This window comes from Paraburkholderia sp. J67 (assembly GCF_905220265.1).
Classification (GTDB): domain Bacteria; phylum Pseudomonadota; class Gammaproteobacteria; order Burkholderiales; family Burkholderiaceae; genus Paraburkholderia.
Genome location: NZ_CAJMZK010000051.1, coordinates 1 through 23,068 on the forward strand (window position 1 = coordinate 1; position 23,068 = coordinate 23,068).

Below are 23,068 nucleotides of genomic sequence, written 5' to 3' on the forward strand. Positions count from 1 at the left end.
GCGGTGGTCGGCCAGTTTGAGTCATTCGACTTTGTGCTCCTGATCGTCAACAATCGTTCAGCAGTTCAGTAATGACGGTCGACACCTACAGGCGCGATTGAGAGCGCTACTCGAGTTCCTGCCCTTGCTCTTATCCGACACAAGGAACAATAAGTGAAATGGATTCAAACACTTCCGTATTCGTGTCAACTAATCGCAGTGCAAACGGGGCACTCCTCTCATACAGAGCAAATGGTTTATCGAAGTCCCCCGTTCATCCCACAATCAAAAAACACTCTTATTAAATTTTCCTCACATCAATTTCACAATGGATATTTTTCTGACTTACCAAATTCACTCGCAGGCTTCGGAAATTGAAACAATTGAACGGGGGGCGTTTTCTGCTTGATCAGAGAAAACTGAATCTCTCCCCCGCCCGATGAGATAGTAGTATTGGGACCCGGAGAGTGCCAGATTGGCAGGCACGAAAGGTAAATATGCGGCTCTATGCCCGGCAAATTAATACCTTCTTGGCAATTCAACCGTACAGAAACCATAGACGCGCCATCATCTGCGACGACGGCTAAGCCTGCTGTCGATGTACGTGCGCCCACTATGTCACCAGTCTGCGCCTCTCCATGACCAACCAGTCCCGGTTTCCATTGACAAGGGCCTGGCTCATACCGGTCAAGAAAGAACTCGACTGAGAATGAGGTAACGTCCGAGGGAATCTCCGCATAGTCCCTCACTATCTGTGGAATTCGTGGCGAACCAACGATTGCTTGTGTAATCGTTCGTGCCCTGCAATTATCGTTCGTAGTGTTATATTCAACAGAGATAACTAACTCAATTCCTGGGTCTTTGCTTCCCTTTACCGTAAGCAAGGAGTGCGGCGCTACGCTGATGTTCGGTCTATCGTTTGGCGAATTCTGCGCCTCCTCCCCGTGATGGACAATTACTTTATCCGCAGCGAACAAAGAAAGTTGGAAGAAAAAAAGCACCGAGAAGCAAATTAAGCGCTTTGAAACAAAATTTGCCTCCCCCTTCCATCTTGCAACGATCCCCATAGCGCCCCCTACATTTTTGGTAACGTCCGTTAGGATTACCCTTGAAGTTTCTCATTGGTAATACTACGTTATGCGTGCGCTGCCGTCATGAATTGATATCTCCGGTGACTTCAGATGCGCGCGAATACTCCGCGTAGAGTTTCCCGCGAATGTCCCCTTTGTAGGCGGTCGAATGTCCCGTCAGGGTCGATATGACCCACTCGAGGGGCGTCCGCATTTTTACCGTCCAAACGATCAGCGCCTTCTGTACAGTTCCACGAACAGCGAAAGACGGCAACCTAGCGTCCGTCGACTTCCGACATTACAGAAATTAAGATAACTTCACGATGATCGCCGTGAATCCATCGCAAACGCCTGGGCCGCGGCCACCGTATCCAGCGCCTCGCGCAACAGCGCGATCTTGCCGTCGCGCGCCACGAGCCGCCCGGCGTACATCTGCCGATAGATCTTTCCCGTCGATGGCACAAGCGCTTCGACTTCATATTCAGCGAACACCTGCTCCGGCGTTTCGATCAGAAAGCGCACGTTTTTAAAGGCGAAATCCGGCACTTTCGCGAGCAATGAAGCGATAAAACCTTCGATCGCCTGCGGCCCCTGCGCGCGACCGTCAATGCCGAGCGTCTTCAGGTAAGGCAGTTCCAGCACGCCATCTTCGGCGAATAAGGCGGCAGCCGCGCGCGGGTCGCGAATCGATTCGATATAGGCGGCAAGCAGCTGTTTAGCGTTGTTCATGATAGGCTCTCGATATCAGTGTGTGGGGATGCGAGTTATTGCAGGCGCGCCTTCAATGCCGTCGCCATCTGCTGCATGGCGGCGCGTGTCGGGGCGTCGGCGGCGAGCACGTTAAGCAGGCCGAAGTCGTGGATCGTGCCTTTGTACTGCGTCGTCGTCACCTCGTTGCCCGCCTGGTCGAGCCGATGTCCATAGGCCTCGCCTTCGTCGCGCAGCACGTCGAACTGCGCCGTCTGGATCAGCGCGGGCGGCAAGCCCTTCAACTCGTCGAGCGTGGCGCGCAGCGGCGATGCGTAGCGCTGGTTGCGCTCGCCGGCGTCGGTCGCGTCGGTGATGTACGCGTTCCAGAACCACTTCATCATGTTGCGGCTCAGGAAGTAGCCGTTTTCGAAAGCGTCGTAGGAGGCGTTGTCGAATGCGTGGTCGGTCACCGGCCACATGAGGCCCTGGAAGCGGATTGCGGGGCCATCTCGATCCTTTGCCATCTGGCTGACGACGGCGGCCATGTTGCCGCCCACGCTGTTGCCCACCACCGCGAGCCGCGCGCCATCGACGCCGATTTCCTCGCCGTGCGCGGCGACCCATTTCGTTGCGGCGTAGGCCTCGTTGATCGCGACCGGATAGCGCGCTTCGGGCGACGGGGTGTATTCGACGAACACGGCTGCGGCGCCCGACCGCACCACGAGGTCACGCACGAGGCGCTCATGCGTCGGGTAGTCGCCGAGAATCCAGCCGCCGCCGTGGAAGAACATGAACACCGGAAGCACGCCGTGCGCGCCCTGCGGCTTGACGACGACGAGCGGCACGTTCAGGCCGTCCTGCTCGATCGTGCGGCGCGTCACGTCGATGCCCGAGACGTCCACTTCGACGCTGCGCTGCGCGCCTGCCAGGACTTCGCGTGCTTCGGCGGGCGTGAGCGTTTCGATGGCTGGGCCCGTGCCGCTGTTGAGCGCGCCGAGGAAGGCGACGGTTGTGGTATCGGGTGTGTTGGGCGTGTGCGGGTGGGCTTGCGTGGTCATCGTGATTCTCCTTATCCGTGGTTGAGTGGCTTGCGACGTGTTGTCGTGCAGCCGATGGAAAGGAGAATACGGATCGGGAGATATTTGCGAAATAGAAGTGTTTGAAACCAATCATTGCAGAAATGCAATGATTGGTCGTGACTTCATTGCTGCTTGGGCCAGCGCCAGGACGGATCGGAGAGATGCTCGGCGAAGTAATCGGAGAGCGCCGCCACCTTTGCGGGCCGCGCGCGCGCCGACGGCGTGACAAAGTACAGGCCGCCCTTCGTCAGTGACCAGTCCGTGAGAATCGCTTCGAGTCGGCCATCGGCCAGATACTCGCCCGCGATGAATTCGGGCAGCTCGGCAATCGCCAGGCCATCCAGCAGCGTGGGCAGCAACGCATCGGAATTCGTCACGCGCAGCGGGCCAGTCGGCATCACCGGCTCTTCTTCGCCCGCCTCGTTCGTGAAGCGCCAGACATCGCTGCGCGCACGATACGCGTACGAGAGACAGGGCCGATCCACCAGTTCTCGCGGATGCGCGGGCCGCCCCTCGCGCTCCAGATAGTCAGCCGACGCCACCACGTACTGCGTCACCGCGCACAGCCGCCGCGCCACCAGCGACGAATCGGGCAACGCGGCAATGCGCAGCGCGGCGTCGAAGCCATCGGCGACCAGATCGACCGACGCATCCGATAGATGGAGGTCGATCGACACCTCCGGGTACGCGCGGAAGAACCCCGGCAGCAGCGGCGCGACCCAGCGCAGCCCGAACGACATCGGCACGGCCAGCCGCACCAGCCCGCGCGGCTGAATCGACATTTCGCGCGCCGCGCTTTCCGCTTCCTCGGCCTGGCGATAGATCTCGCCGGCCTACTCGCAGATCGTGCGGCCGAACTCGGTCAGCGACAGCTGGCGCGACGTGCGGTTAAAGAGCCGCGCGCCCAGCCGGTCTTCCAGGCGGGCCACGCCGCGCGAGACCGTCGCCACCGACACGCCCATTGCACGCGCCGCCGCCGCGAACGATCCCTCCTCGGCGACCTTCGCGAACATCGCGAGTTCTTCGAAATCAGGCAGTCTCGCCATTTCCCCTCATCATTTCATTTATGCAACGTTAGGTTGCAATCAATTCTATTTCGAAAAGACCGGGCCGTCGATATTCTTCACACATCGCAGCACGCAACACCGAACCCAGCCAGTACCAACTTCTACTGAACTACTGAACGAAACGAAAGGAGCATCACCATGGCACGCAAACTCGACAACAAGATCGCACTCGTCACCGGCGCAACCAGCGGCATCGGCCTCGCCACAGCCCAGCGCTTCGCCGCCGAAGGCGCGCACGTCTACCTCACGGGCCGCCGTCAGGCCGAACTCGACGCCGCAGTAAAAAGCATCCACGAAGCAGGCGGCGAGGCGACTGGCGTACGCGTCGATTCGACGAAGCTGAACGAGCTCGACGCGCTGTATGCGCAGATCAAGGAAGAACAGGGGCGCCTAGACGTGCTGTTCGCCAACGCAGGCGGCGGATCGATGCTGCCGTTCGGCGACATCACCGAAGAACACTTCGACGACACCTTCAGCCGCAACGTGAAGGGCGTGTTGTTCACGGTGCAAAAGGCCCTGCCGTTGCTGGCGAAGGGCGCGTCGGTCATTCTCACGGGTTCGACGGCAGGCAGCGCGGGCACGGCGGCGTTCAGCGTGTATTCGGCGTCCAAGGCTGCGGTGCGCTCGTTCGCCCGCAACTGGATTCTCGACCTCAAGGATCGCCAGATCCGCGTGAACACGATCAGCCCCGGCGCGACCCGCACGCCCGGCCTGCTCGACCTCGCCGGTGACGATGCAGCCCAGCGCCAGGGTCTGGCCGACTACCTGGCCGCGCAGATCCCGATGGGTCGTCTGGGCGAGCCGAACGAGATCGCCAGCGCCGCGCTGTTCCTCGCCTCGGACGATGCGAGCTTCGTCAACGGCATCGAACTGTTCGTCGATGGCGGCCAGCAGCAGATCTGAAGGTGGCATGGGCGCACGGATGGGGCTTTCACGTCCGTGCGCCCGAACGGAGTTTCAGCATGATTGAACATCGCCCTTTTCTTGCGCTCGGCGCCGTCAGGAACGACTGGCTCGACGCGCGGCTGCATTTTCGCGTCGGCGACACCGGGCGCGCGGAACATACGCCGCGTGGCCCGCTCTACGTGTGGAACGACGATGTATTCGCGCCGCGCTCGGGCTTTGGCCTGCATGCTCATCGCAACGTCGAGATCGTTACGTGGGTGCGCTCAGGCGCCATCACGCACGAAGACGATGCGGGCAATCGCGCGCGGCGGCTCGCGGAACGCTCGCTCAATGGCAGCCTGATCGTCTTCCTGATCCTGCTCGTCGCCATCATGCTCGCCTTCCCGCTGCTGGCGTAGACTCACCTGGGAACCGCTTTCGCAGTCGTCGTCTGGGGCATCGCCACGTTCGCAGTCGTTCCGCCCCTGCAGACGCGGGTCATGCGTGTGGCCTCGGAAGCGCCGGGGCTTGCCTCTTCAGTCAACGTTGGCGCCTTCAATCTGGGCAATGCCGTGGGTGCAGCCGCCGGTGGCGCGGCGATTTCGGCAGGCTTTGGCTACGCAGCGGTGCCCATCGTCGGCGCGCTGATCGCCGCGTCCGGATTAGCGCTGGTGTTCGTGCAGATGGCCCGGCAACGCCAGCCGAAACGCGGTTCCAGACGCGATGTCTCCGCGACCCATAATCGATAAGGAATCTCAGGATCAGACCGCCAGAAGTTGCGCGAGAAGGACGATTACCCCATGGAGGAATTGTGCCAATTCCGACCTATGCAAAAATGGCGATAAACGCGAAATTCAATTGCTTCAGCGGTTCCGCAACACCGCCAACGCGTACTTCGATCCGGTCAATGCGGAGAATCCTGCCGCTTACCTCTGAACAGGCTCGGTCACGAAGGCGATTTTCGTGAGTCCGCTCCTGCTCGCAGCGGCCAGCAACGCGGCGACGCGCCCATACTGCACCGCGCGATCGGCGTACAGCCGCAGCTCGGGCTGCGGCGACCGGGCTGCGGCACTGGCGAGCCTCGCTTGCAACTCGCTCTCTTGAACCGGCTGCGCGTCCCAGCTCATGCGCCCACTCGCGTCGATGACGATATCCACGCGCGGCGCGTGCAGCGTTTCGCTTTGGCTGCTCGCGCGAGGCAATGCGAGCTTCGCTGCATGATGGAGCACGGGCAGCGTCACCATGAATACGACGAGCAGTACCAGCATCACGTCGATCAGCGGCGTCATGTTGATGTCGGCGGCGAGCGCGTCGTCGTCGAGCGGATCGGCGCGTGTGTTCATACACTCTCCTTCACGTTCACTGGCGCTTGCGGCACACATCCGGTCAGCAACTGCATATGCAACCCGCTGGCGAAGCGATTGAGCTGTGCGACGATGCCTCGCGCCTGGCGCGCGAGCGCGTTGTAGCCGAGCACGGCGGGAATCGCAACGCACAGCCCGAGCGCCGTCATGATGAGCGCTTCTCCGACCGGTCCAGCGACGCGCCCGATGCTGGCGTCGCCACTGGCGCCGAGTGACAGCAGCGCATGGTAGATGCCCCAGACCGTGCCGAGCAGCCCAACGAACGGCGCCGTGCTGCCGATCGAAGCCAGCAGGCCCAGCCCGTGCTGCAGGCGCCGCGCCGTATCGTCGACAGACGCGCGCAGGCTGCGCAGCAGCCATTCGTCTAGCGCGATACGCGCATGGTGGCGATCGCTGCCCGCTTCGAGACTAGCCAGCGCCGCTTGCCCGGCGCTGGCTACGTCGAAAAACGGCGTACCGGGACGGCCGAGCGCGCGAAGCCCGTCGCGACTGCCGCCCTCGTCCCAGAAGCGCGTCTGTTCGCGCTTTGCGCGCCAGTGGATGCGGCCAAGCTCGATGGCCTTCAGCAGGGTCACCGTCCACGACACGAGCGACATTGCAATCAGCAGCAGTGCAACGACGCGTGTCATTGCGTCGCCCTGCATCCACAGATGGGTGAATCCATACGTCGGCATGATGCACTCCGTTTCATTCGTCGAGATTAAACATCACCGGCACGTCGGCACGCGCCGGCATCGGTCTGCCGTCTTCCGCGTACGGCCGGCAATGGCTCGCGAGCACGGCGGCGCGCGCCGCTTCGTCGAGATGCTCATAGCCGCTGCTCGTGGCAATGCGCGCCGTGCTCACACGGCCAGCGACATCGGTTTCGAGCTCGACGACGACCGTGCCCGCCTGGCCGCGCCGCAGGGATTGTGGTGGGTAGTCGGGCTTCACCAGCGCACAGTCGAGGTGGGCGACACGGCGAGGCGTCGCGACTGGCGGCGCCATCGGTGGTGCGGGGGCAGCTGCCATGGACGGCGCCGCGGATGACGCGACTTGGGGCATCGCCATTGCAGGCTGATCCGCTTGCGTATCTGCGCGTGCGACTTGCGGTTTGGTTTGGACTTCAGAATGACTGGGTGCGCGATGAAATGGCTCCACTACGGCGGGAGACGTCATCGGCAACGTGAGCCTTGCGGGGTGCGGCACGCGTTCGCGTACCGGCGCGCGGATTTCGTGCGGGGGTGCCGCAGGACGCATCGCATCGCGCGGCGCCTGCTGCGCAGGAGCGGGCCTGGCTGCCCGATCGCTCACTGCCGGCTGCGAAACGAGCACGGCGTTCAGAACCCTCACGTCGATCGTCTCGTTGCGCCGCGGCATGTCGCGCGCCAGCATCGCAAGCGCCAGAACGTGCAGCGCGATCACCGCCGCGACGACCGACGCGGGCCCAGTTGCCCTCGTCGCCTTCATCGCCCTCGCGGTTCTTGCGCCGCCATCCACGCCTCGCGAACATATTGGACGTCTGTCGTGATCCGCCTGCGTGGCAACCGAACTCATGCCCCTCTCCGTTCAAAGCGCCAGCGAATTCTCTTTGCTGCGAAACACGAGCGGCCGCTCGTCCACCTGTCTGGGTTGCCGGGCAAGCTGCACCGTCTGCACGACCTGTCCATGATGTGGCGACTTTTCGCATACCGGATCGGCCGCTGCCGGGTCACCGGTCAGCATCCAGGCCTGGCAGCGACAACCGCCATGATCGGTGTGGCGCTCGTCGCAGTCGCGGCATGGCTCGCGCATCCAGGCGTCGCCGCGAAAGGCGTTGAATGCGTCGCTCTCGTACCAGATCTGGCGCAGCGGCATGTCGCGCACATTGGGCAACACGAGTCCCGGCAGCGAGCGCGCCGCGTGGCACGGCAGCGCGGCGCCGTCTGGAGCCACGCCAAGAAACACCGAGCCCCAACCATTCATGCAGGCTTTGGGGCGCCGCTCGAAATAATCGGGCACAACGAACAGGATTTTGCAGCGCCCGTTGATGATCTCGCGATAGCGATTGACCGTCTCTTCGGCGTGGAGAAGTTGCTCCGCCGTCGGCATCAACAGGTCGCGGTTCAGCATGGCCCAGCCGTAGTACTGTGTGTTGGCAAGTTCGAGGTAGTCAGCGCCGAGATCGAGTGCCATCTCGATGATCTGCGCCACATGCGGCAGGTTGTAACGATGCAGGACGCAGTTGAGCACCATCGGATAGCCGTGCGCCTTGATGAGCCGGGCGACCTCCTGCTTGAGCGCGAATGTGCGCGTGCTCGTCACGAAGTCGTTCAGTTCGCGCGTGGAGTCCTGCAGGGATAACTGAATATGATCGAGTCCGGCCAGTTTGAGCCGTTCGATACGTGCCGTGTTCAAGCCGATACCCGAGGTGATCAGGTTCGTGTAAAAGCCGATAGCGCGCGCATGCTCGACGAGCACCTCCAGATCGTCGCGCTGCAGCGGCTCGCCGCCGGAGAAGCCGATCTGTGCCGCACCAAGCGCACGCGCGGCGCTGATGACCTCGATCCAGGTGTCGGTGTCGAGTTCCGCACCGTGTCGAGCATAGTCGACCGGGTTGTAGCAGAAAGCACAGTGCAGCGGACACCGATACGTCAACTCGGCGAGCAGCCACAGGGGCGCAGAAGGTTGGGAATGATCGCGTGCCATGTCAGTCCAGCCAGCCGCGCTGTCGCGCGTGATCGAGAAAACGGTAGACGTCGGGCGCAAGCTCGGCGGTGCCGAACAGCTGCTCGAGCTCTCCGATGATGTCATCGAGCTCGTGCGCTCCGTCGCAGCGCGCGAGTATTTCGCCGGCGCTCGTATTGAGCTTTACCATCCCTTCCGGATAGAGCAGCACGTAGGCGTCCTGCGCCACCTCCCACTGCAGCCGGTAGATGCCCCGCAGGCGGGGGCGCAGCGGTACGCCGCTGTCTTCATCATGCGTGTTCATAAGGGCCAGGCCTTTTCGACCGCATCCAGGATCGACCAGAGAATATCGAGCTTGAACTGCAGGATTTCGAGCGCGCGCTGCTGCGCCTCGAGCGTACGGAAGTGGGTCAGCGTCACTTCGAGACCGTGATCGACATCACGCTGCGCGAGCGGCACGCGACTGCGGAAATAGTGCAGCCCGTCCGGCTCGATCCACGGGTAATACGACGGCCAGCCAGCAAGGCGATCGAGATGGATCTGTGGCGCGAACATCTCCGTGAGCGACGAGCACACTGCTTCCTGCCACGGCGCGCGGCGCGCGAAGTTCACGTAGGCGTCCACTGCAAAGCGTACTGAGGGCAGCACCAGCGATTGCGCCCACATCGTCGCGGGATCGATGCCCACCGCTTCGCCCAGGCGCACCCACGCATCGATCCCGCCCTCGCCGTCCGCCTGGCCGTCGTGGTCGACGAGCCGCTGAATCCAGCGCCGGCGTGTGGGCCGGTCCGGGCAGTTCGACAGGATCGCTGCATCCTTGAGCGGGATGTTGATCTGATAGTAGAACCGGTTCGCCACCCAGCCGCGGATCTGCTCGCGCGAACACTTGCCGCTATTGAGCCGCTGGTTGAACGGGTGATGGATGTGATAGCGCGACTCCAGCGCGCGCAGGCGCGCCTCGAACTGCGCTGGCGTCCACGGCGCGTCGTGCAACGACTGCGTGGGGAGTTGTGCGTTCATCTTCATACCTGAAACACCATGCCGTCGTGGGCGACGTCAATGCCGCGTGCGCGCAGTTGCGCGTGCTCGTCGGAATGCGGGTCGAGAATCGGATTGGTGTTGTTGATGTGCGTGAGCACCTTGCGCGTACTGCGCGGCAACGCTTCGAGCCAGTCGATCATGCCGCGGCGCTCGCCCTCACCGCATTGCGCCAGATGCCCCATATCGTCCGCGTGCTTCGTCGAGATACCCAGATCGATCATCTCCGTAGCAGTCCAGAACGTACCGTCCACGAGCACGAGATCGGCACCACACATCGTGGCGTGAATCTCGTCCTGAATCTTCGCCAGGCCCGGCGCGTAGAAAGCCCGAGTGCCTTTGATTCGATCTTCAATCAGGAGGGCGATATTCGTGCCGTCGATGCCACTCTGGCGAAATGGCGAATAAGGTGGCGCCTTGCCGTCGACAGCAATGGGTGTCAAGCGCAAGCCATCGCAGGCCGGAATCGTAAATGGCTTGCCGGGCGTGATGACATGCGTTCGTACTCCGCAGTAATGGCCGAGCAGCGGCACGAGCGGCAGCCCCGTCGAGAGATCTTCCAGCACGGGGGCACACGCATAGAGTGGCAGCGGCGTGGTGCGCTCGCGCAGCATCAGCAGCCCGGTCACATGGTCGATCTGCGCATCGCTCAGCACGACCGCCGCGATACCGCTGTCGCGTATCGCGCGCGCGGGCTGGAGGTCAGGATGCGCGCGCAACTGCGTGAGCAGGTCTGGAGACGCGTTGACGAGAATCCAGTCCACGCCGTTGTCGCTGACCGCAATCGACGATTGCGTGCGTGGCAGTACCTCGCCGCGGCGGTGGCGCGCGCTGCGGCAGTTCGCGCAGTTGCAGTTCCATTGCGGCAGGCCGCCGCCCGCGCCCGAACCCAGTATCTTGATCTTCATGGTCGTTGCTTCCGGGCGCCGCCCGCAACGCCGTTCGGGCGCTGCGGGCGGCGGGCCCCAGCCCGCTTAGCGATTGGCGATATACATCGTGATTTCAAAGCCGAAACGCAGGTCGGTGTACGACGGGGTGGTCCATTGCATGGCATGTCTCCTTGTTTGCGATGGGTTCGCGATTGGATGGAAGAACCGCACTTGATGCGCGGCCATTTCCTTCAAAGCAAGGTGCATGCCGATGTCGATAGATGAAGCGCGCAAGCCGCACGAGCGGGGCTTCGCGCGATCGTCGACAAGAACATTTTCGTTTTGCAGACGCAAGCGGGCCGAACGTGTCGCTGCTCGACGCGTTCGGGACTTACGTAGTGTTGATTTTTGGAACATCGGTGCTGCAGGATGCAACACAGTTGTGACAGCTCGCTCGCGAAAAAGCATGGCGAGCACGGTGGAGAGTGCGGCGGCGCTAGTGTTGCGTCGACAAGGCTAGCTGGGTCAGAAGTCGTCCACGGCGCGGCCCGGCTCAGCGGCGGGCATCTTGCGGTAGATCGTGTTGCGCGACACACCCAGCTCGCGCGCAGCCGCCGAAACGTTGCCGCCATGCCGTGCGAGCGCAGCGGCAATCACCGATACGGTCACGTCCTGCAGACGCCCGCTCTCCGGCAGGAATGCGTCAGGCGCAGTGAGCGCATCCACTGCGGCACTTTGCGAAGCGCCGCAGCGCAGGTCATCGAAGAAGTCGTCGGGCAAATGCTCGCGCCGAATCTCGCCGTCCGCGTCGACCATGGCCGCCGCCGTGCGCAGCAGGTTGCCGAGCTGCCGGAAATTGCCCGGCCACGGACAGCGCTCGAACATCGCCATGACATCCGGCGCGACGCTGAGCGGCTGCGGATTCCCGGCAGCGATCGATTCGCGCTGCAGCATCTTCTGGATCACAACCGCAAGGTCGGTACGGTCGCGCAGCCGTGGTAGCCGGACCACGAGGCCATTGAGCCGGTAATAGAGATCCTCGCGAAAGCGGCTTTGCGCGATCATCTCGCGCAAGTCGCGGTGCGTCGCACAGATGATCGCGATGTCCACCGCAATGCTTTTCGTCGAACCGAGCGGGTTGACAACGCGCTCCTGCAGCACACGCAGCAGCCGCACCTGCAGCGGATACGGCATGTCACCGATCTCGTCGAGAAACAGCGTGCCGCCGTTTGCCTGCAACAACTTGCCGATGGCGCCCTTGCGCCGTGCCCCGGTGAATGCGCCCTCCTCATAGCCAAACAGTTCGGACTCGATCAGCGTTTCGGGAATAGAGGCGCAGTTCACCGCCACGAATGGCCCCGCATGCCGCGGCGAATCGTTGTGGATCGCCTGTGCGAGCAGTTCCTTACCCGTGCCGGTTTCGCCGTTGATCAGGATGGGAATGTCCTTGCCGATCACCCGCCGGACCTTCGCGATGACTGCGGCAACCTGCGGATCGCCCGTGTCCAGATAGTTCAGGCGCGAGAGCCCGACAGCCGACGGCGGCGCCTGGCGCGCCATGGAGCGCGCGCCGTCGTGCACCGCCACCGGGCGGCTGCCCTCTGCCAGCGACGCGCGCCTGAACTGCACGCGTGCGCACACGACGGCGCCGCTGCTCAGGTTGAGCATCAGATGCGGTTCCAGTCCCACGCGCGTGCGGTCGATCAGTTGCGCGCTCGTGGTCTGGAATAGCGACGAAAGCGTATGCGCTCGCAGCGCTGCGAGCGACATGCCAAGCTGGAACTGGGCACTACGATTGGCCGACAGAAAGCGGCCATCGCACGTGAACGCCACGATGCCCTCCATCAGCGTGCCGAGAAACTCAGGACGACTATGGAACGATAGCTGCAACGTCTCCTGAAATGTGGTCGTAAAGAGATGATTCTCGATCATCTGCACCGACATTTTCGCGAGTGCCATCGTGTGCTGGTGATAGCTCCGGTAGTCGCCGGTCACGTCGAGCACCCCAATGACGTCGCCATACGGATCGAGAATCGGCACGCTCGAGCAGGTCAGGAAGCGGTTTGCCGCCAGGTAGTGCTGGTCGCCGTGCACGACCATCGCGCAACGCTCGGCCAGCGCCGTACCGATCGCGTTGGTCCCCTGGCGGTCTTCGGCCCAGTTTGCGCCAGGCCGCAGCGCCACCTTCTCCGCGCGCGCGAGGAAGTCATCGTCGCCAATCGAATGGAGGATCAAGCCTTCGGCATTGGTCAGCACAATCATGCTTTGCGTGTTGACGATCTGCTCATGCAGCGTTTCCATCACCGGCATCGCGTGCGCATACAGCACACGATTTTGCTCGCGCTTGAGTTCGAGTCCCGCGCTCGAAAGAATTTCGTAATCCGGCCGGGCCGATGCGCAGAGACCAAACGTCTCGGAACGCTCGTGCGCTTTCTGGATTGCCGGAGCGGGCCAGCCATTGGACAGCACGGCCGTCCGAGCGGCGGCCGGATATTCGTCATCGCGCATTGTCTCCTCCACGAGCCTGGTACCTCGCCAGACTTTTCATCGTCTTATAAAGCAAGCTCCGAGCCATATAATCGTTGGCGCGGCTCTGGCGGGGTGCACCAAATGCGTGCGCGACGCGCAACATGTCATATCGGCGCCATGCGGGCTGGCGCCACGCGCTCGCAGGCCTGACCGTGTATTACCGCAAATGCGTCAGCATGCGATATGCGGACTCACCCCGATTCGTACCGGTTCGTACACAGCGCGCGATTCTTGCTTGGTTGAGCGCTCTTCTCCACTACGCGCTCGTGGCGAGCGGCACATTCATGAACAGACGCATTTCCGGCTGGCCATCTTCGCGCGCCCCGTTGCGCCACCTGCGCCTGAATAGAGATGGACATTCAATCGCCTTCACGGTTGCCGGTGAGAGCGCGGCACAGACAGTCGTCGTGCTGCACGGCGGCCCGGGCAGCGCAAGTCAGCCCGGCATGCTGGCTTTTTTGATCTGACGAAAACGCGGATCGTGTTCGTCGATCAACGTGGCGCGGGCGCGTCCTCCCCTCGCGGCGGGTTGCGCGGCAACCGCACGGACCGCCTCATCGAAGACCTCGAGAAGATTCGCCGCGCGCTCGGCATCGCGCGCTGGGGTGTCGTCGGCGGTTCATGGGGCGCCGCCCTTGCGCTCGCGTATGCAGGACGACATCCCGCGAGTGTGCTGGGCGTCGCGCTGCGCGGCCTCTTCCTGACCTCGCGACTTGAAGTCCGGCGCCTTTTCGTGACATCGCGCCGCAAAGCGCCACGCGCCTGGCGGCGCCTGTGCGCGGCTGCAGGATGCACCCGCGCGAGCACGCTGCTCGCATGCTGCGCAAAGCACTTGCGGCCCGGCGCGGCCTACGCGCGGCAGAATGCGCCGAAGGCCGTGCGCGCGCTCATCGCCAGGTACCGGATCCAGGCGCACTACCTGTTGCGCGACTGCTGGCTCGGCGAGCGCCGCTTGCTCGCCCTCGCACGCCACGCCGAAACTGCAGGAGTGCCGATCTATGCCGTGCACGGCCTGCGCGATCCCGTGTGCCCGGTCCGCAACGTCGAGCGTCTCGCGAAGGCGGCGCCCACCGCACGCATTGTGCGCGTTCCCGGCGGGCACCTCGCCAGCGATTCGGCACTGAAGCACGGTGTCGTGCAGGCGGTGCGGGCCATGCTACGCCAGCGTAGCCAGCGAGAACATCGCCACGCTCAGTCCCACGCGTAGTGCAGTCCAACCCAGACGCCGCGCGGCGCACCCGGTCCGACGAACTGCTCATTGACCGGATTCGCACCGTCGAACGAATGGCCGGGACCGTTGAAGAAGTTCTGGCCGAGCACGCCGAAGCTCGCGTAGCGCTTGTCGAACAGGTTCGTCACGTTCGCATAGACCTCCAGCCGCTTCGTGATCCGGTAGCGCGTGTCGAGATCGACCAGCACATAGCCCGCGATCTTGCCGTTGACGTCCGCGTTGTTTTCGTCGCCCTGTGCATAGACACCGCTGCGCCATGTCACGTTCGTGCCGATCGTCCACTTCGCCGTCGCCGCATAGTCAAGCCGCAGCTTGAGGGCCTGCGCCGGTATACCGGGAATGTGATCGCCCGGGCGGACCGTTACCACACCATTCGCGTTAGCCGCTGAATTCGCCGGGCTCTGCTCAGTCCATGTGGACCGGTAGGTCGCGTCGACATAGCTGTAGTTGAGGCCGATACCAAGCGGGCCGACTTGCGTATGCCCCGCGAGTTCGATGCCCTGGCGCCGCGTCTTGCCGACGTTCTGGAAGTAGCCCTGCGTGCTGCCGGCCTCGCTGACGAATTCGATGTCGTTGGACAGCGTCGTGCTGTAGAGCGCCGCGCTCCAGCTCGTAGCCTGTCCGATGCGGCCGCGCGCGCCAGCCTCGAACGTCTTCGACACGACCGGCTGCAGCGCCGGGTCCGCAACGAAATCGTTGGGCAACGAGCACGGTGCGGCAGGATCGGCGCACGCGAGCTCGATCGCCGTGGGCGCGCGCATGCCCTCGTTGTAGGTCGCGTACAGCGTGAGTGCGGGCGCAGGATTCCAGTTGATGCCCACCGCCGGATTGAAGCGCGAGAAGGTGTGATAGCCGTCGAGCAGCGGCTGCGTGCCGCTTTCGTCGCCGATCTGTGCGCTCGACCAGTCGTAACGTCCCGACAGCGTGAGCGTCCATTCCGGGCTCAGCGAAAGCGTCTCGTTCAGCCAGATGCCGTAGTTGGCATTGCGCGTTTTCGCATCGGTCTGCAGGGTGTAGTCGCCAATGCCCACCGTTGCGCGATCCGGCGTGAAGTACGCGTCCTGGGACGAGGCGGTGTAGTGCGAATTGGCGAAGTCGGCGGCCACGCCCGCGACCAGCTGACTCGCCATGCCGCCGAGCTTGCCCAACAGCGTGAGCTGCAGGCTCGCGCCGTAGCTGTCGGTGCTCACGACCGAATCTTCGTTGGTGCCCTGCAGCGTGTCGACGTTGCCGTCTGCGTTGACTGAGCCGTAGTCGGTGTTGTTGTTGCTACTGACGTTCTCGTTGCGCAGGTGGCGGTAATAAGCGTTGCCGCTCAGCTCGACGCTGTCGCTGAAGAAGTGGTCGCCCGAAAGTGTCAGGTAGCCGACGCTATTGCGGTTCAGGTCGGGAAAGGTATAGGCCTGCCTCGGATTGTCCAGGAACGAGCGCGGAATGGTCTGGCTGCCATTCAGCGAGTTGTCCGCGCCGCCGCCGGAGAGGGACAGCGTCGTGTCGTCATCGGTGTAGCGTAGCTTGCCGAACCCCTGCCGGATGCGGCTCGCGTCGTGATCGGCCCAGCCGTTGTCGTTCGAGACATTCGCGTTCGCATAGTAGTCGAGATGCGGCCCGAGCGTGCCGCCCTGCTCGATCTGCGCCGTTTTTCTGCCCCACGATCCGCCGGACACGTCGGCGTCGCCGCCGGGGCTCGTGCGGCCGTTCTTCGTCGTGATCGCAATCGCGCCGCCCAGCGTGTTGAGTCCGTATGCCGGATTCGATCCCGGGATCAACTGGACGTTCTCGATCGCCTCAACAGGAATCAGGTCCCAGTTCACGACGTCACCGAATGGCTCGTTTACGCGCACGCCGTCGACGAACACGGACAAGCCTTCTGGCGTCCCGAGCAGGGGCGACGCGGTGAAGCCGCGATAGTTGAGATTCATCTGGTATGGATTGCCCTGGGCGTCCGCGACCGAGACACTCGCCAGGTTCGCGGCGAAGAAGTCGGTCAACGTCTCGCGGTGTTGTGCGGCGATGTCTTCGGCGCGAACGGTCTGCACATTCGCGGGCACCTTGGGCAGCGGCGTGCCGATGCCGAGCAGCGGTGTCGTGCCCACGACGACGATTGCGGGCAGCACGGCTGGAGCCGTCGACCCAGCCACAAGCGGCGCCGCGGAAACGGTCGTGCCACTCGCAACAATGGCTGGCGGGGCGGTCTGCGCCGCCGCGCCAGCGCAAACCGTCCCGATACTCAGGCCGGCGCAAAGCATGGCGCCCGCTCGGTGCCTGGTGCGGCGGCCTGCCTTTCTCATGCGTGTCTTCAACTTCGGTCTCCATCGGGTGTTGGGATTTATATGCGGCTTATGTGCGGGTCCATGTCCCGTTCGCATCGGTAACGCGCGGACGGAATCGACACGATGCGCACGCAAGCGACTGCCCTGCGAAGAACATGCCAGCACCCTCACGGCGCGAACGGCGGCCTGCGAAGCCGACACGCGAGCAACGCGGCGCGGCGCGGCGACTGTCCTTTTTCTCAACACCGCGCCGCCCGCGTTGTACCTGGATGCAACACCTGGAGCACCGCGCGTTCATCACAACTTGCCTCGCATTCCAGATGCGCCGCACCCGCCGCTGCACTCGCGCAAATGGCATGCGACTTGCAGTAAGGACACCGCAACCGGATCGGCACCGAAACAAGTGTTGCGCCTCTACCGGCACTGCATCGACAAAGACTCAGGAGACGACTATGAAGAAACGTTCGGCTGCCGCACGCCGGCTGGCTGTCTATGCGGCGAGCACCGCCATCGCGATGACGCTGAATGTGGCGCCCGTGAGCGCCGCCCCGGACTATCCCGCCGTGACCTACGAGCGCCTCTCCCACGCGCAGAGCGATCCGGGCTGGCTCACCTACTACCGGACCTACAGTGGCCAGTCACATTCGCCGCTCAAGCAGATCGATGCCTCGAACGTCGCCGGGCTCAAGGAGGCCTGGAGCTATCAGTTCCCCGCCGATCTCAAGCAAGGCTTCGAAGCAACGCCCATCGTTAACGGCGACTATCTTTTCGTCAGCACACCAAAAGATAACGTCTACGCATTCGATGCAAAGTCCGGCACCCAGTTGTGGAAGTACGAGCCGAAGCTCGGCCCCGAATCGTTCAAGACCGCGTGCTGCGACGTGGTGAACCGCGGCGTCGCGCTGTACGGCAAGAACGTCTACGTGGCCATGCTGAGCGGCGAAGTGGCCGCGATCGACGCGCAGACCGGCAATCTAGTCTGGAAGAAGCAGATGTTCGAGCCGGGCCTCGGCTACGCGTTCTCGCTTGCGCCGCTCGCGCTCGACGGCGCGATCGTCGTGGGCACTTCTGGCGGCGAATACGGGATCCGCGGCTATATTGCCGCGCTTAATCCCGAAGATGGCTCGATTCTGTGGAAGCGCTACACGATCCCCGATGCTGGCGAAAAGGGCGGCGATACGTGGCCCGACGGCATGCAGGCACACGGTGGCGGTGCCGCGTGGCTAACCGGTACCTACGACGCCGCGACGCGCACGCTGTACTGGGGCGTCGGCAATCCGGGGCCCTGGCTCGCCGCGCTGCGTCCCGGCGACAATCTGTACTCCGACTCACTGCTCGCACTCAATCCGAAAAACGGTGACCTGAAGTGGCACTACCAGTACACGCGTAACGACACGTGGGACTATGACGGCGTCAACACGCCGATTCTTGCCAACATCAGCTACAAGGGCAAGGACTACGACGCCATCATTCACGCAGACCGCAACGGCTTCTTTCACGCGATCGATCGCAAGAACGGCAAGCTGATCTATGCCGAGGCGTTCGTCAAGACGGAATCCGTCACGGGCTACACGAAGGACGGTCAGCCGATTGCCGACGCCAGCAAGTATCCGAAGGCCGGTACGACGATCAACACATGCCCGAGCTTTCTCGGCGGGAAAAACTGGTGGTCGGTGTCCTACGATCCTGACCGACACATCGCGGTGGTGCCCGCGCTGCATGCGTGCATGAGTCTGTCGGGCAAATCGGTGAGCTATATGGAGGGCCTGCCGTATCTCGGCGAAGGCTTCGAAATCCAGTCTGAACCGGGCAGCAAGGGTTATGGCGAGCTTCAGGCCATTGACGTGAATACCGGCAAGAAGCTCTGGGGCCACTGGAGCAAGATGCCCTGGAACGGCGGCGTTGCCACGACGGCCAGCGGCATCGCCTTCAGTGGCTCGCTCGACGGCCATCTGTATGCGTTCGACGTCTCCACGGGCAAGGTGCTGTGGGAGAGCCCGCAGCTCGCGAGCGGCATCATCGCACAACCGTCCGTCTTCGAAGTCGATGGCAAGGAGTACGTAGCGGTGCTGGCCGGCTACGGCGGTGCGAATCCGATCTGGGGCGGCCCGATGGCCGACGTTGCGAAGGATGTTCCGCGCGGCGGCACGCTTTATGTGTTCGCGCTCGATCACAGCTAAGCCCCGCACAGCCCCCGCATTGCCTTTACATCGGCTATTTCCCTCTTGCCGCGCCCGCACGCAGCCGATGCGGGCGCGCGGTTTCCGCCATCACTGGAACGCACCACCATGAACATTCGACTCACTCACGTTGCGATGGCCGCCATGCTCGCGGCCGGCGCCGCTCAGTCACCCGCTCAGGCGGCGTCCAGCGTGCGCGTATGCACATTGCCCGGCAGTCCGTCCGCCGAGTTGGACACGTCCGTTGCACGCGCCGTGCTGGGCACCGCCGGCATCGCCGCGACATTTGCCAAACACGGCATCGACGACGACGGTGGCGATGACGGCATCTCCGCTCATGAACTCGCTCAATCGCTGCAGCGCGACTGTGATGTGATCGCGGGCTTTCCACGTTCCAGCGTTGCCGACGGCTCCGGCTCACACCTGCTTTTCTCGCAGTCCTATTTGCACTCCGGCTATGTGAGCGTCACGCTGCGCGACGCGCATGCGGCACACACCAGTGTCACACCGGCCGGTGGCAAGATAACCATCGCCGCCACCTGGTCGAGCCCGTCGCAACTGATCGCGGTCCAGCAGAAGAACGCCCGCTTCGATCTCGAGAACACCTCCGAACTGACTGTCGACGCGCTCGCCAAGGGCCGCGCCCAGCGTGCGATCGTCTGGTATCCGGCCGTGGTCGCGTACCGGCAGGCGCACCCGCAGCAGCGGTTCGACGTTGCGCTCGCCGAGTCGCCCTATGCCGACTGGAATCTCGTGTTCGCGTCGGGGCCCGGCACGCAGTCGCTGCAAAAGCGCATCGATGGGGCGCTCACGCGTATGCGCAGCGATGGGCGGCTCGCCGCGCTGACGCACAGCTGGACGCTGCCCGCCGGCAAGACAACCGGCACGACCACCGCGGCCGCCGAGTCCACCACGCAGGTGAACGTCGCACGCACCTCAGCGCGCTATCTCGACGGCGCGACGCAGACGTTGCCACGCGCAGATGTATGGCAGGTGCGCGGTGTGCCCGCTGCCGGCGGCTTTGTCAAGGTCGCTGCAACAACGGGCGGTGGTGCGCCCTCGTTCGATCACGACCAGGTCACGCACGGCGAACACCTCTATGCCGATTCGTGCGCGAAATGCCACGGCGCCAAGCTCGAAGGGATCACAGCGCCGGCGCTGAGTGGCACCGCATTTGCGCCCGCATCGAACTCGCATCTAACGATCGGCGGCATCTATCAGTACATGTCGACCAACATGCCCGCTGATCACCCCGGCAAGATGACGGACGAGCAATACGCCGACTTGATGGCCTTCCTCCTCTACACGAACGGGTACGAGGCTGGCAGCGCGAAGCTGACCGCGCAGGCCGCGCAAACCTCGACAACACCGCTGAACGCCGGGCCGCGCCACTAGTTCGGCGCTTCGCGCCGCTGGGTGCCGCTTGGCCGGAACGCGGCACCTCCATTCTTTTTCTCCCGCCAATCGCGAGCGATATCACCCGGGGTCCTGTGCACGACACCGTTTCGCACTCGATCCCATCCATGCCGGAAACGAGGTCCGTATGAACAGCTTCGGTCAATTGCGCACCCTTCATGAGTTGCCATCCTCCGCCCCCGAAAGCGCGGGAATTCCACGCAAGGTCGATGCATCTCCTGTGTCCCTGTATGCGATTCTGCTTCGCTCCCCGTTAATGAGAATCGCCGGCAGTGTTTCGAACCGCCCCGATATCTCGTCGGCGGCGATTCTGGGTTACAACTGAACAAGGGCGAGTCATGCACAGAATCGCTATCTCCGGCGGCAGGCGAGCCCACGTCACCCTGGTCGACCGCTCTCCCGCGCAAGTGTGGCAGCCACTGCTTCATGAGGTTGCCGCAGGCAGCCTCGATCTTCATTCGCATTGCCACGCAGGCTCACTGGCATCACCTCACTTTCGTACAAGGCGAGCTGACCTGACTCGACCGGAGCGCCAAACTGCTGCGCGCCGTTGCCATGCATGGCGCGGGCGACAAAGACGAGGTCTTGCCGACCAGCACGTCAAAGTACGACACGCTTGCTCTGGCGCCTGGGCGTCGAATGTGCTTCTTCGGTGTCGCTGGCGCGGAAAATCACGCAATTACGCTTGACTCACTGGAACAGGACGCGGCAACCGCTTCCCAGGCTTTAGCGATCCATTCCGGTAGCCGGCCATCACACATCGGGCCGACGACTACAGCACCACTGACTCGGGATCGAGCGCATCGATCGCCTCCGCCAATATCTGCTCCTTATGGTTAAGCGGCCGTGGTTCACCCGTCGGCTGGAATACCTGAACACCTGCGTCGAATGAAACCATTGAAATGGCGCACACGCCCGTTGCAGCGGCTGTCGCGGGCAACCAGATCTGCCCGGAATAGCAGGCACGCCCAGGCTGGCGCCACGATACAACGATACGGTTTCTGGGAAGACGTTCCACCACGCGAATGTATGCCGACGCGATCTGCTGTGCCTGTGGCATTCTCAGGGAAGTGACTGCGGGGGCCACGTCGGGCACCTTGAGGTGATCGTCGCCCACCGCAATGAGCTTCGTTCCCCGACAGGAGTGCGCTCCGCAATGGCAGACAAATCGCCGCATTGCAGGAGTTATCGCGCGGGCAAAACGAAGGGCATGGTCGATCGTGATCTCGCTGCCAATGCGGATTGCCCGCGGGGCCTGGATGAAGACACGGCCGTTGCGCTCTACAGTCACACAGTTCGGGTCGCACGAATGGTTGATCCAGCGTGCCGTGTTTCCCCGGCAGTCACCGTTAATGATGCGTCCGCTACCGAGCCCCAGCAGAAACCTGTTCGCCGCGAGACGCGAAAATGCTGCGTACTGGTCCACGCACTCGCCCCGGTATTCGAGCACGATTTCACCCGCTGCCAGGTCTTGCCTGGCGAATACACCGCTGCCGCCGCGCAACTCACGCACAATCACGCGAGGCGTTCGCTTCCTGTCTGCGTTCATGGATAGCCTCCATAAGTGCAGGAACGAAGACGGTGCGAGTGTCCACGGCCCTGTCAGGGAAGAGGATTATCGCAACCCGGACCGTACCATGCCGCGATGCATCAGTAAGACCCGGCAGGAGCGCCCGCGCGACCGCCGGGCTGTGATGCGCGTGAAGAAGGGAGAGTTCGTGCTCAGAGCACCTCGCCAAGTTGATCCAGAATCGCCGGATTCTCCAGCGTGGAGGTGTCCTGCGTGATCGCCTCGCCCTTCGCGAGCGAACGCAGCAAGCGGCGCATGATCTTGCCCGAGCGCGTCTTCGGCAGATTTTCACCGAAGCGGATGTCCTTCGGCTTGGCGATCGGCCCGATCTCCTTGCCCACCCACGCGCGTAGTTCCGCGGCGAGCTTCACCGCATCCTCGCCCTGCGGGCGCGCCGCCTTGAGCACTACGAACGCCACCACGGCTTCGCCGGTGGTGTCGTCGGGGCGGCCCACCACGGCGGCTTCGGCCACGAGCGGGTTCGCCACGAGCGCCGACTCGATCTCCATCGTGCCCAGACGGTGGCCCGAGACGTTCAACACGTCGTCGATACGGCCCATGATCGTGAAGTTGCCGGTGTCCTGGTCGCGCACGCTGCCGTCGCCGGCCAGATACAGCTTGCCGCCGAGCTCCTCGGGGAAGTAGCCCGACTTGTAGCGCTCGGGTTGGCCCCAGACGTTGCGGATCATCGCGGGCCACGGGCGCTTCACGACAAGAATGCCGCCCTGCCCGTTAGGCACGTCCTGGCCGGTTTCGTCGACGATCGCCGCCATGATGCCCGGCAGCGGCAGCGTGCACGAACCCGGCACGAGCGGCGTTGCGCCCGGCAGCGGCGTGATCATGTGGCCGCCGGTTTCGGTCTGCCACCAGGTGTCGACGATCGGGCAGCGCTTGCCCCCCACGTTCTCGTAGTACCACATCCACGCTTCAGGGTTGATCGGCTCCCCGACCGTGCCGAGGATGCGCAGCGAGGAAAGGTCATAGCGCTTCGGATGGACCTTCGCATCGGCTTCCGCGGACTTGATCAGCGAGCGGATGGCCGTGGGCGCCGTGTAGAACACAGTGACCTTGTGCTTCTGGATCATGTCCCAGAAGCGGCCCGCGTTCGGGTACGTGGGCACGCCTTCGAACACCACCTGGGTCGCGCCGATCGTGAGCGGCCCGTAGGCGATGTAGCTGTGG

At 63.3% G+C, this 23,068-nt stretch carries 19 protein-coding genes and 4 pseudogenes; 7 read left to right on the forward strand and 16 right to left on the reverse strand.

The window, feature by feature from the left end:
• Nucleotides 1–302: 302 nt before the first annotated feature.
• From U5782_RS40430 to U5782_RS40445, 4 genes and pseudogenes are all read right to left on the reverse strand, one after another.
• Nucleotides 303–1,046 (reverse strand): hypothetical protein, encoded by a 744-nt coding sequence (locus tag U5782_RS40430; protein WP_322049473.1) that lies wholly within the window; start codon nt 1,044–1,046, stop codon nt 303–305.
• Nucleotides 1,047–1,367: 321 nt separating this feature from the next.
• Nucleotides 1,368–1,778: a nuclear transport factor 2 family protein gene (locus tag U5782_RS40435; RefSeq protein WP_322049474.1), complete on the reverse strand. Its 411-nt coding sequence runs from the start codon at nt 1,776–1,778 to the stop codon at nt 1,368–1,370.
• Between the two features lie 35 nt (nt 1,779–1,813).
• Nucleotides 1,814–2,797 (reverse strand): alpha/beta hydrolase, encoded by a 984-nt coding sequence (locus U5782_RS40440; RefSeq protein WP_322049475.1) that lies wholly within the window; start codon nt 2,795–2,797, stop codon nt 1,814–1,816.
• Between the two features lie 143 nt (nt 2,798–2,940).
• Nucleotides 2,941–3,864: pseudogene (locus U5782_RS40445) on the reverse strand (LysR family transcriptional regulator).
• 159 nt (nt 3,865–4,023) lie between these two features.
• On the opposite strand from U5782_RS40445, the gene U5782_RS40450 reads away from it, so the two are divergent.
• The 3 genes and pseudogenes from U5782_RS40450 to U5782_RS40460 form a co-directional block, all read left to right on the forward strand.
• Nucleotides 4,024–4,788, forward strand: a complete 765-nt coding sequence (locus U5782_RS40450) for an SDR family NAD(P)-dependent oxidoreductase (protein ID WP_322049476.1) — start codon at nt 4,024–4,026, stop codon at nt 4,786–4,788.
• Between the two features lie 59 nt (nt 4,789–4,847).
• Nucleotides 4,848–5,108 (forward strand): annotated as a pseudogene (locus U5782_RS40455) (pirin family protein); the annotation flags it as partial.
• Nucleotides 5,100–5,519: pseudogene (locus U5782_RS40460) on the forward strand (MFS transporter); the annotation flags it as partial. The pseudogenes U5782_RS40455 and U5782_RS40460, both read left to right, overlap by 9 nt.
• Nucleotides 5,520–5,696: 177 nt before the next feature.
• On the opposite strand, the gene U5782_RS40465 reads toward U5782_RS40460, so the two are convergent.
• The 9 genes from U5782_RS40465 to U5782_RS40505 form a co-directional block, all read right to left on the reverse strand.
• Entirely contained in the window at nt 5,697–6,113 is a 417-nt protein-coding gene (locus tag U5782_RS40465; protein WP_322049477.1) for a biopolymer transporter ExbD, read from the reverse strand.
• The gene (locus U5782_RS40470; protein WP_322049478.1) at nt 6,110–6,808 is read right to left on the reverse strand and encodes a MotA/TolQ/ExbB proton channel family protein; all 699 of its coding nucleotides are present in this window, start codon (nt 6,806–6,808) and stop codon (nt 6,110–6,112) included. The genes U5782_RS40465 and U5782_RS40470 overlap by 4 nt, the downstream gene beginning before the upstream one ends.
• 13 nt (nt 6,809–6,821) lie before the next feature.
• Complete coding sequence (locus U5782_RS40475; protein ID WP_322049479.1) at nt 6,822–7,145, reverse strand: energy transducer TonB; 324 nt, start codon at nt 7,143–7,145, stop codon at nt 6,822–6,824.
• 537 nt (nt 7,146–7,682) lie between these two features.
• Nucleotides 7,683–8,801 (reverse strand): pyrroloquinoline quinone biosynthesis protein PqqE, encoded by a 1,119-nt coding sequence (gene pqqE, locus U5782_RS40480; protein ID WP_322049480.1) that lies wholly within the window; start codon nt 8,799–8,801, stop codon nt 7,683–7,685.
• 1 nt (nt 8,802) lies between these two features.
• Complete coding sequence (gene pqqD, locus U5782_RS40485; RefSeq protein ID WP_322049481.1) at nt 8,803–9,084, reverse strand: pyrroloquinoline quinone biosynthesis peptide chaperone PqqD; 282 nt, start codon at nt 9,082–9,084, stop codon at nt 8,803–8,805.
• Nucleotides 9,081–9,800 (reverse strand): pyrroloquinoline-quinone synthase PqqC, encoded by a 720-nt coding sequence (gene pqqC, locus U5782_RS40490; RefSeq protein WP_322049482.1) that lies wholly within the window; start codon nt 9,798–9,800, stop codon nt 9,081–9,083. The genes pqqD and pqqC overlap by 4 nt, the downstream gene beginning before the upstream one ends.
• A 2-nt stretch (nt 9,801–9,802) precedes the next feature.
• Complete coding sequence (pqqB, locus tag U5782_RS40495; protein ID WP_322049483.1) at nt 9,803–10,726, reverse strand: pyrroloquinoline quinone biosynthesis protein PqqB; 924 nt, start codon at nt 10,724–10,726, stop codon at nt 9,803–9,805.
• 66 nt (nt 10,727–10,792) lie between these two features.
• Complete coding sequence (pqqA, locus tag U5782_RS40500; RefSeq protein ID WP_006485436.1) at nt 10,793–10,867, reverse strand: pyrroloquinoline quinone precursor peptide PqqA; 75 nt, start codon at nt 10,865–10,867, stop codon at nt 10,793–10,795.
• 345 nt (nt 10,868–11,212) lie between these two features.
• Nucleotides 11,213–13,195: a sigma-54-dependent Fis family transcriptional regulator gene (locus U5782_RS40505; protein ID WP_322049484.1), complete on the reverse strand. Its 1,983-nt coding sequence runs from the start codon at nt 13,193–13,195 to the stop codon at nt 11,213–11,215.
• A 305-nt stretch (nt 13,196–13,500) separates the two neighbouring features.
• On the opposite strand from U5782_RS40505, the pseudogene U5782_RS40510 reads away from it, so the two are divergent.
• A pseudogene (locus tag U5782_RS40510) lies at nt 13,501–14,423 on the forward strand (alpha/beta fold hydrolase).
• On the opposite strand, the gene U5782_RS40515 reads toward U5782_RS40510, so the two are convergent.
• Nucleotides 14,408–16,738 (reverse strand): TonB-dependent receptor, encoded by a 2,331-nt coding sequence (locus U5782_RS40515; protein WP_322049485.1) that lies wholly within the window; start codon nt 16,736–16,738, stop codon nt 14,408–14,410. The pseudogene U5782_RS40510 and the gene U5782_RS40515 sit on opposite strands and share 16 nt — an antisense overlap.
• 434 nt (nt 16,739–17,172) lie before the next feature.
• Here U5782_RS40515 and U5782_RS40520 point away from each other — a divergent pair, with 434 nt between their 5' ends.
• The 3 genes from U5782_RS40520 to U5782_RS40530 all read left to right on the forward strand — a co-directional run bounded on the left by U5782_RS40520 (nt 17,173) and on the right by U5782_RS40530 (nt 20,641).
• Nucleotides 17,173–18,900 (forward strand): methanol/ethanol family PQQ-dependent dehydrogenase, encoded by a 1,728-nt coding sequence (locus U5782_RS40520; protein WP_322049486.1) that lies wholly within the window; start codon nt 17,173–17,175, stop codon nt 18,898–18,900.
• 108 nt (nt 18,901–19,008) lie between these two features.
• Nucleotides 19,009–20,295 carry a c-type cytochrome gene (locus U5782_RS40525; RefSeq protein WP_322049487.1) on the forward strand — a complete coding sequence of 429 codons (1,287 nt, stop codon included), beginning with the start codon at nt 19,009–19,011 and terminating at the stop codon, nt 20,293–20,295.
• Between the two features lie 148 nt (nt 20,296–20,443).
• Nucleotides 20,444–20,641: a hypothetical protein gene (locus tag U5782_RS40530; RefSeq protein WP_322049488.1), complete on the forward strand. Its 198-nt coding sequence runs from the start codon at nt 20,444–20,446 to the stop codon at nt 20,639–20,641.
• 447 nt (nt 20,642–21,088) lie between these two features.
• Here the strand turns inward: U5782_RS40530 and U5782_RS40535 are convergent, their stop codons facing one another.
• Nucleotides 21,089–21,865: an SET domain-containing protein-lysine N-methyltransferase gene (locus U5782_RS40535; protein WP_322049489.1), complete on the reverse strand. Its 777-nt coding sequence runs from the start codon at nt 21,863–21,865 to the stop codon at nt 21,089–21,091.
• Between the two features lie 173 nt (nt 21,866–22,038).
• A partial coding sequence (locus U5782_RS40540; RefSeq protein ID WP_322049490.1) for an AMP-binding protein occupies nt 22,039–23,068 on the reverse strand: 1,030 nt, incomplete at its 5' end.

Bases quoted from the DNA above. Each gene is read 5' to 3' on its own strand.
- U5782_RS40430 (WP_322049473.1), bottom strand. From the start codon at position 1,046: ATGGGGATCGTTGCAAGATGGAAGGGGGAGGCAAATTTTGTTTCAAAG.
- U5782_RS40435 (WP_322049474.1), bottom strand. From the start codon at position 1,778: ATGAACAACGCTAAACAGCTGCTTGCCGCCTATATCGAATCGATTCGC.
- U5782_RS40440 (WP_322049475.1), bottom strand. From the start codon at position 2,797: ATGACCACGCAAGCCCACCCGCACACGCCCAACACACCCGATACCACA.
- U5782_RS40450 (WP_322049476.1), top strand. From the start codon at position 4,024: ATGGCACGCAAACTCGACAACAAGATCGCACTCGTCACCGGCGCAACC.
- U5782_RS40465 (WP_322049477.1), bottom strand. From the start codon at position 6,113: ATGAACACACGCGCCGATCCGCTCGACGACGACGCGCTCGCCGCCGAC.
- U5782_RS40470 (WP_322049478.1), bottom strand. From the start codon at position 6,808: ATGCCGACGTATGGATTCACCCATCTGTGGATGCAGGGCGACGCAATG.
- U5782_RS40475 (WP_322049479.1), bottom strand. From the start codon at position 7,145: ATGGCAGCTGCCCCCGCACCACCGATGGCGCCGCCAGTCGCGACGCCT.
- pqqE (WP_322049480.1), bottom strand. From the start codon at position 8,801: ATGGCACGCGATCATTCCCAACCTTCTGCGCCCCTGTGGCTGCTCGCC.
- pqqD (WP_322049481.1), bottom strand. From the start codon at position 9,084: ATGAACACGCATGATGAAGACAGCGGCGTACCGCTGCGCCCCCGCCTG.
- pqqC (WP_322049482.1), bottom strand. From the start codon at position 9,800: ATGAACGCACAACTCCCCACGCAGTCGTTGCACGACGCGCCGTGGACG.
- pqqB (WP_322049483.1), bottom strand. From the start codon at position 10,726: ATGAAGATCAAGATACTGGGTTCGGGCGCGGGCGGCGGCCTGCCGCAA.
- U5782_RS40505 (WP_322049484.1), bottom strand. From the start codon at position 13,195: ATGCGCGATGACGAATATCCGGCCGCCGCTCGGACGGCCGTGCTGTCC.
- U5782_RS40515 (WP_322049485.1), bottom strand. From the start codon at position 16,738: ATGAGAAAGGCAGGCCGCCGCACCAGGCACCGAGCGGGCGCCATGCTT.
- U5782_RS40520 (WP_322049486.1), top strand. From the start codon at position 17,173: ATGAAGAAACGTTCGGCTGCCGCACGCCGGCTGGCTGTCTATGCGGCG.
- U5782_RS40525 (WP_322049487.1), top strand. From the start codon at position 19,009: ATGAACATTCGACTCACTCACGTTGCGATGGCCGCCATGCTCGCGGCC.
- U5782_RS40530 (WP_322049488.1), top strand. From the start codon at position 20,444: ATGAACAGCTTCGGTCAATTGCGCACCCTTCATGAGTTGCCATCCTCC.
- U5782_RS40535 (WP_322049489.1), bottom strand. From the start codon at position 21,865: ATGAACGCAGACAGGAAGCGAACGCCTCGCGTGATTGTGCGTGAGTTG.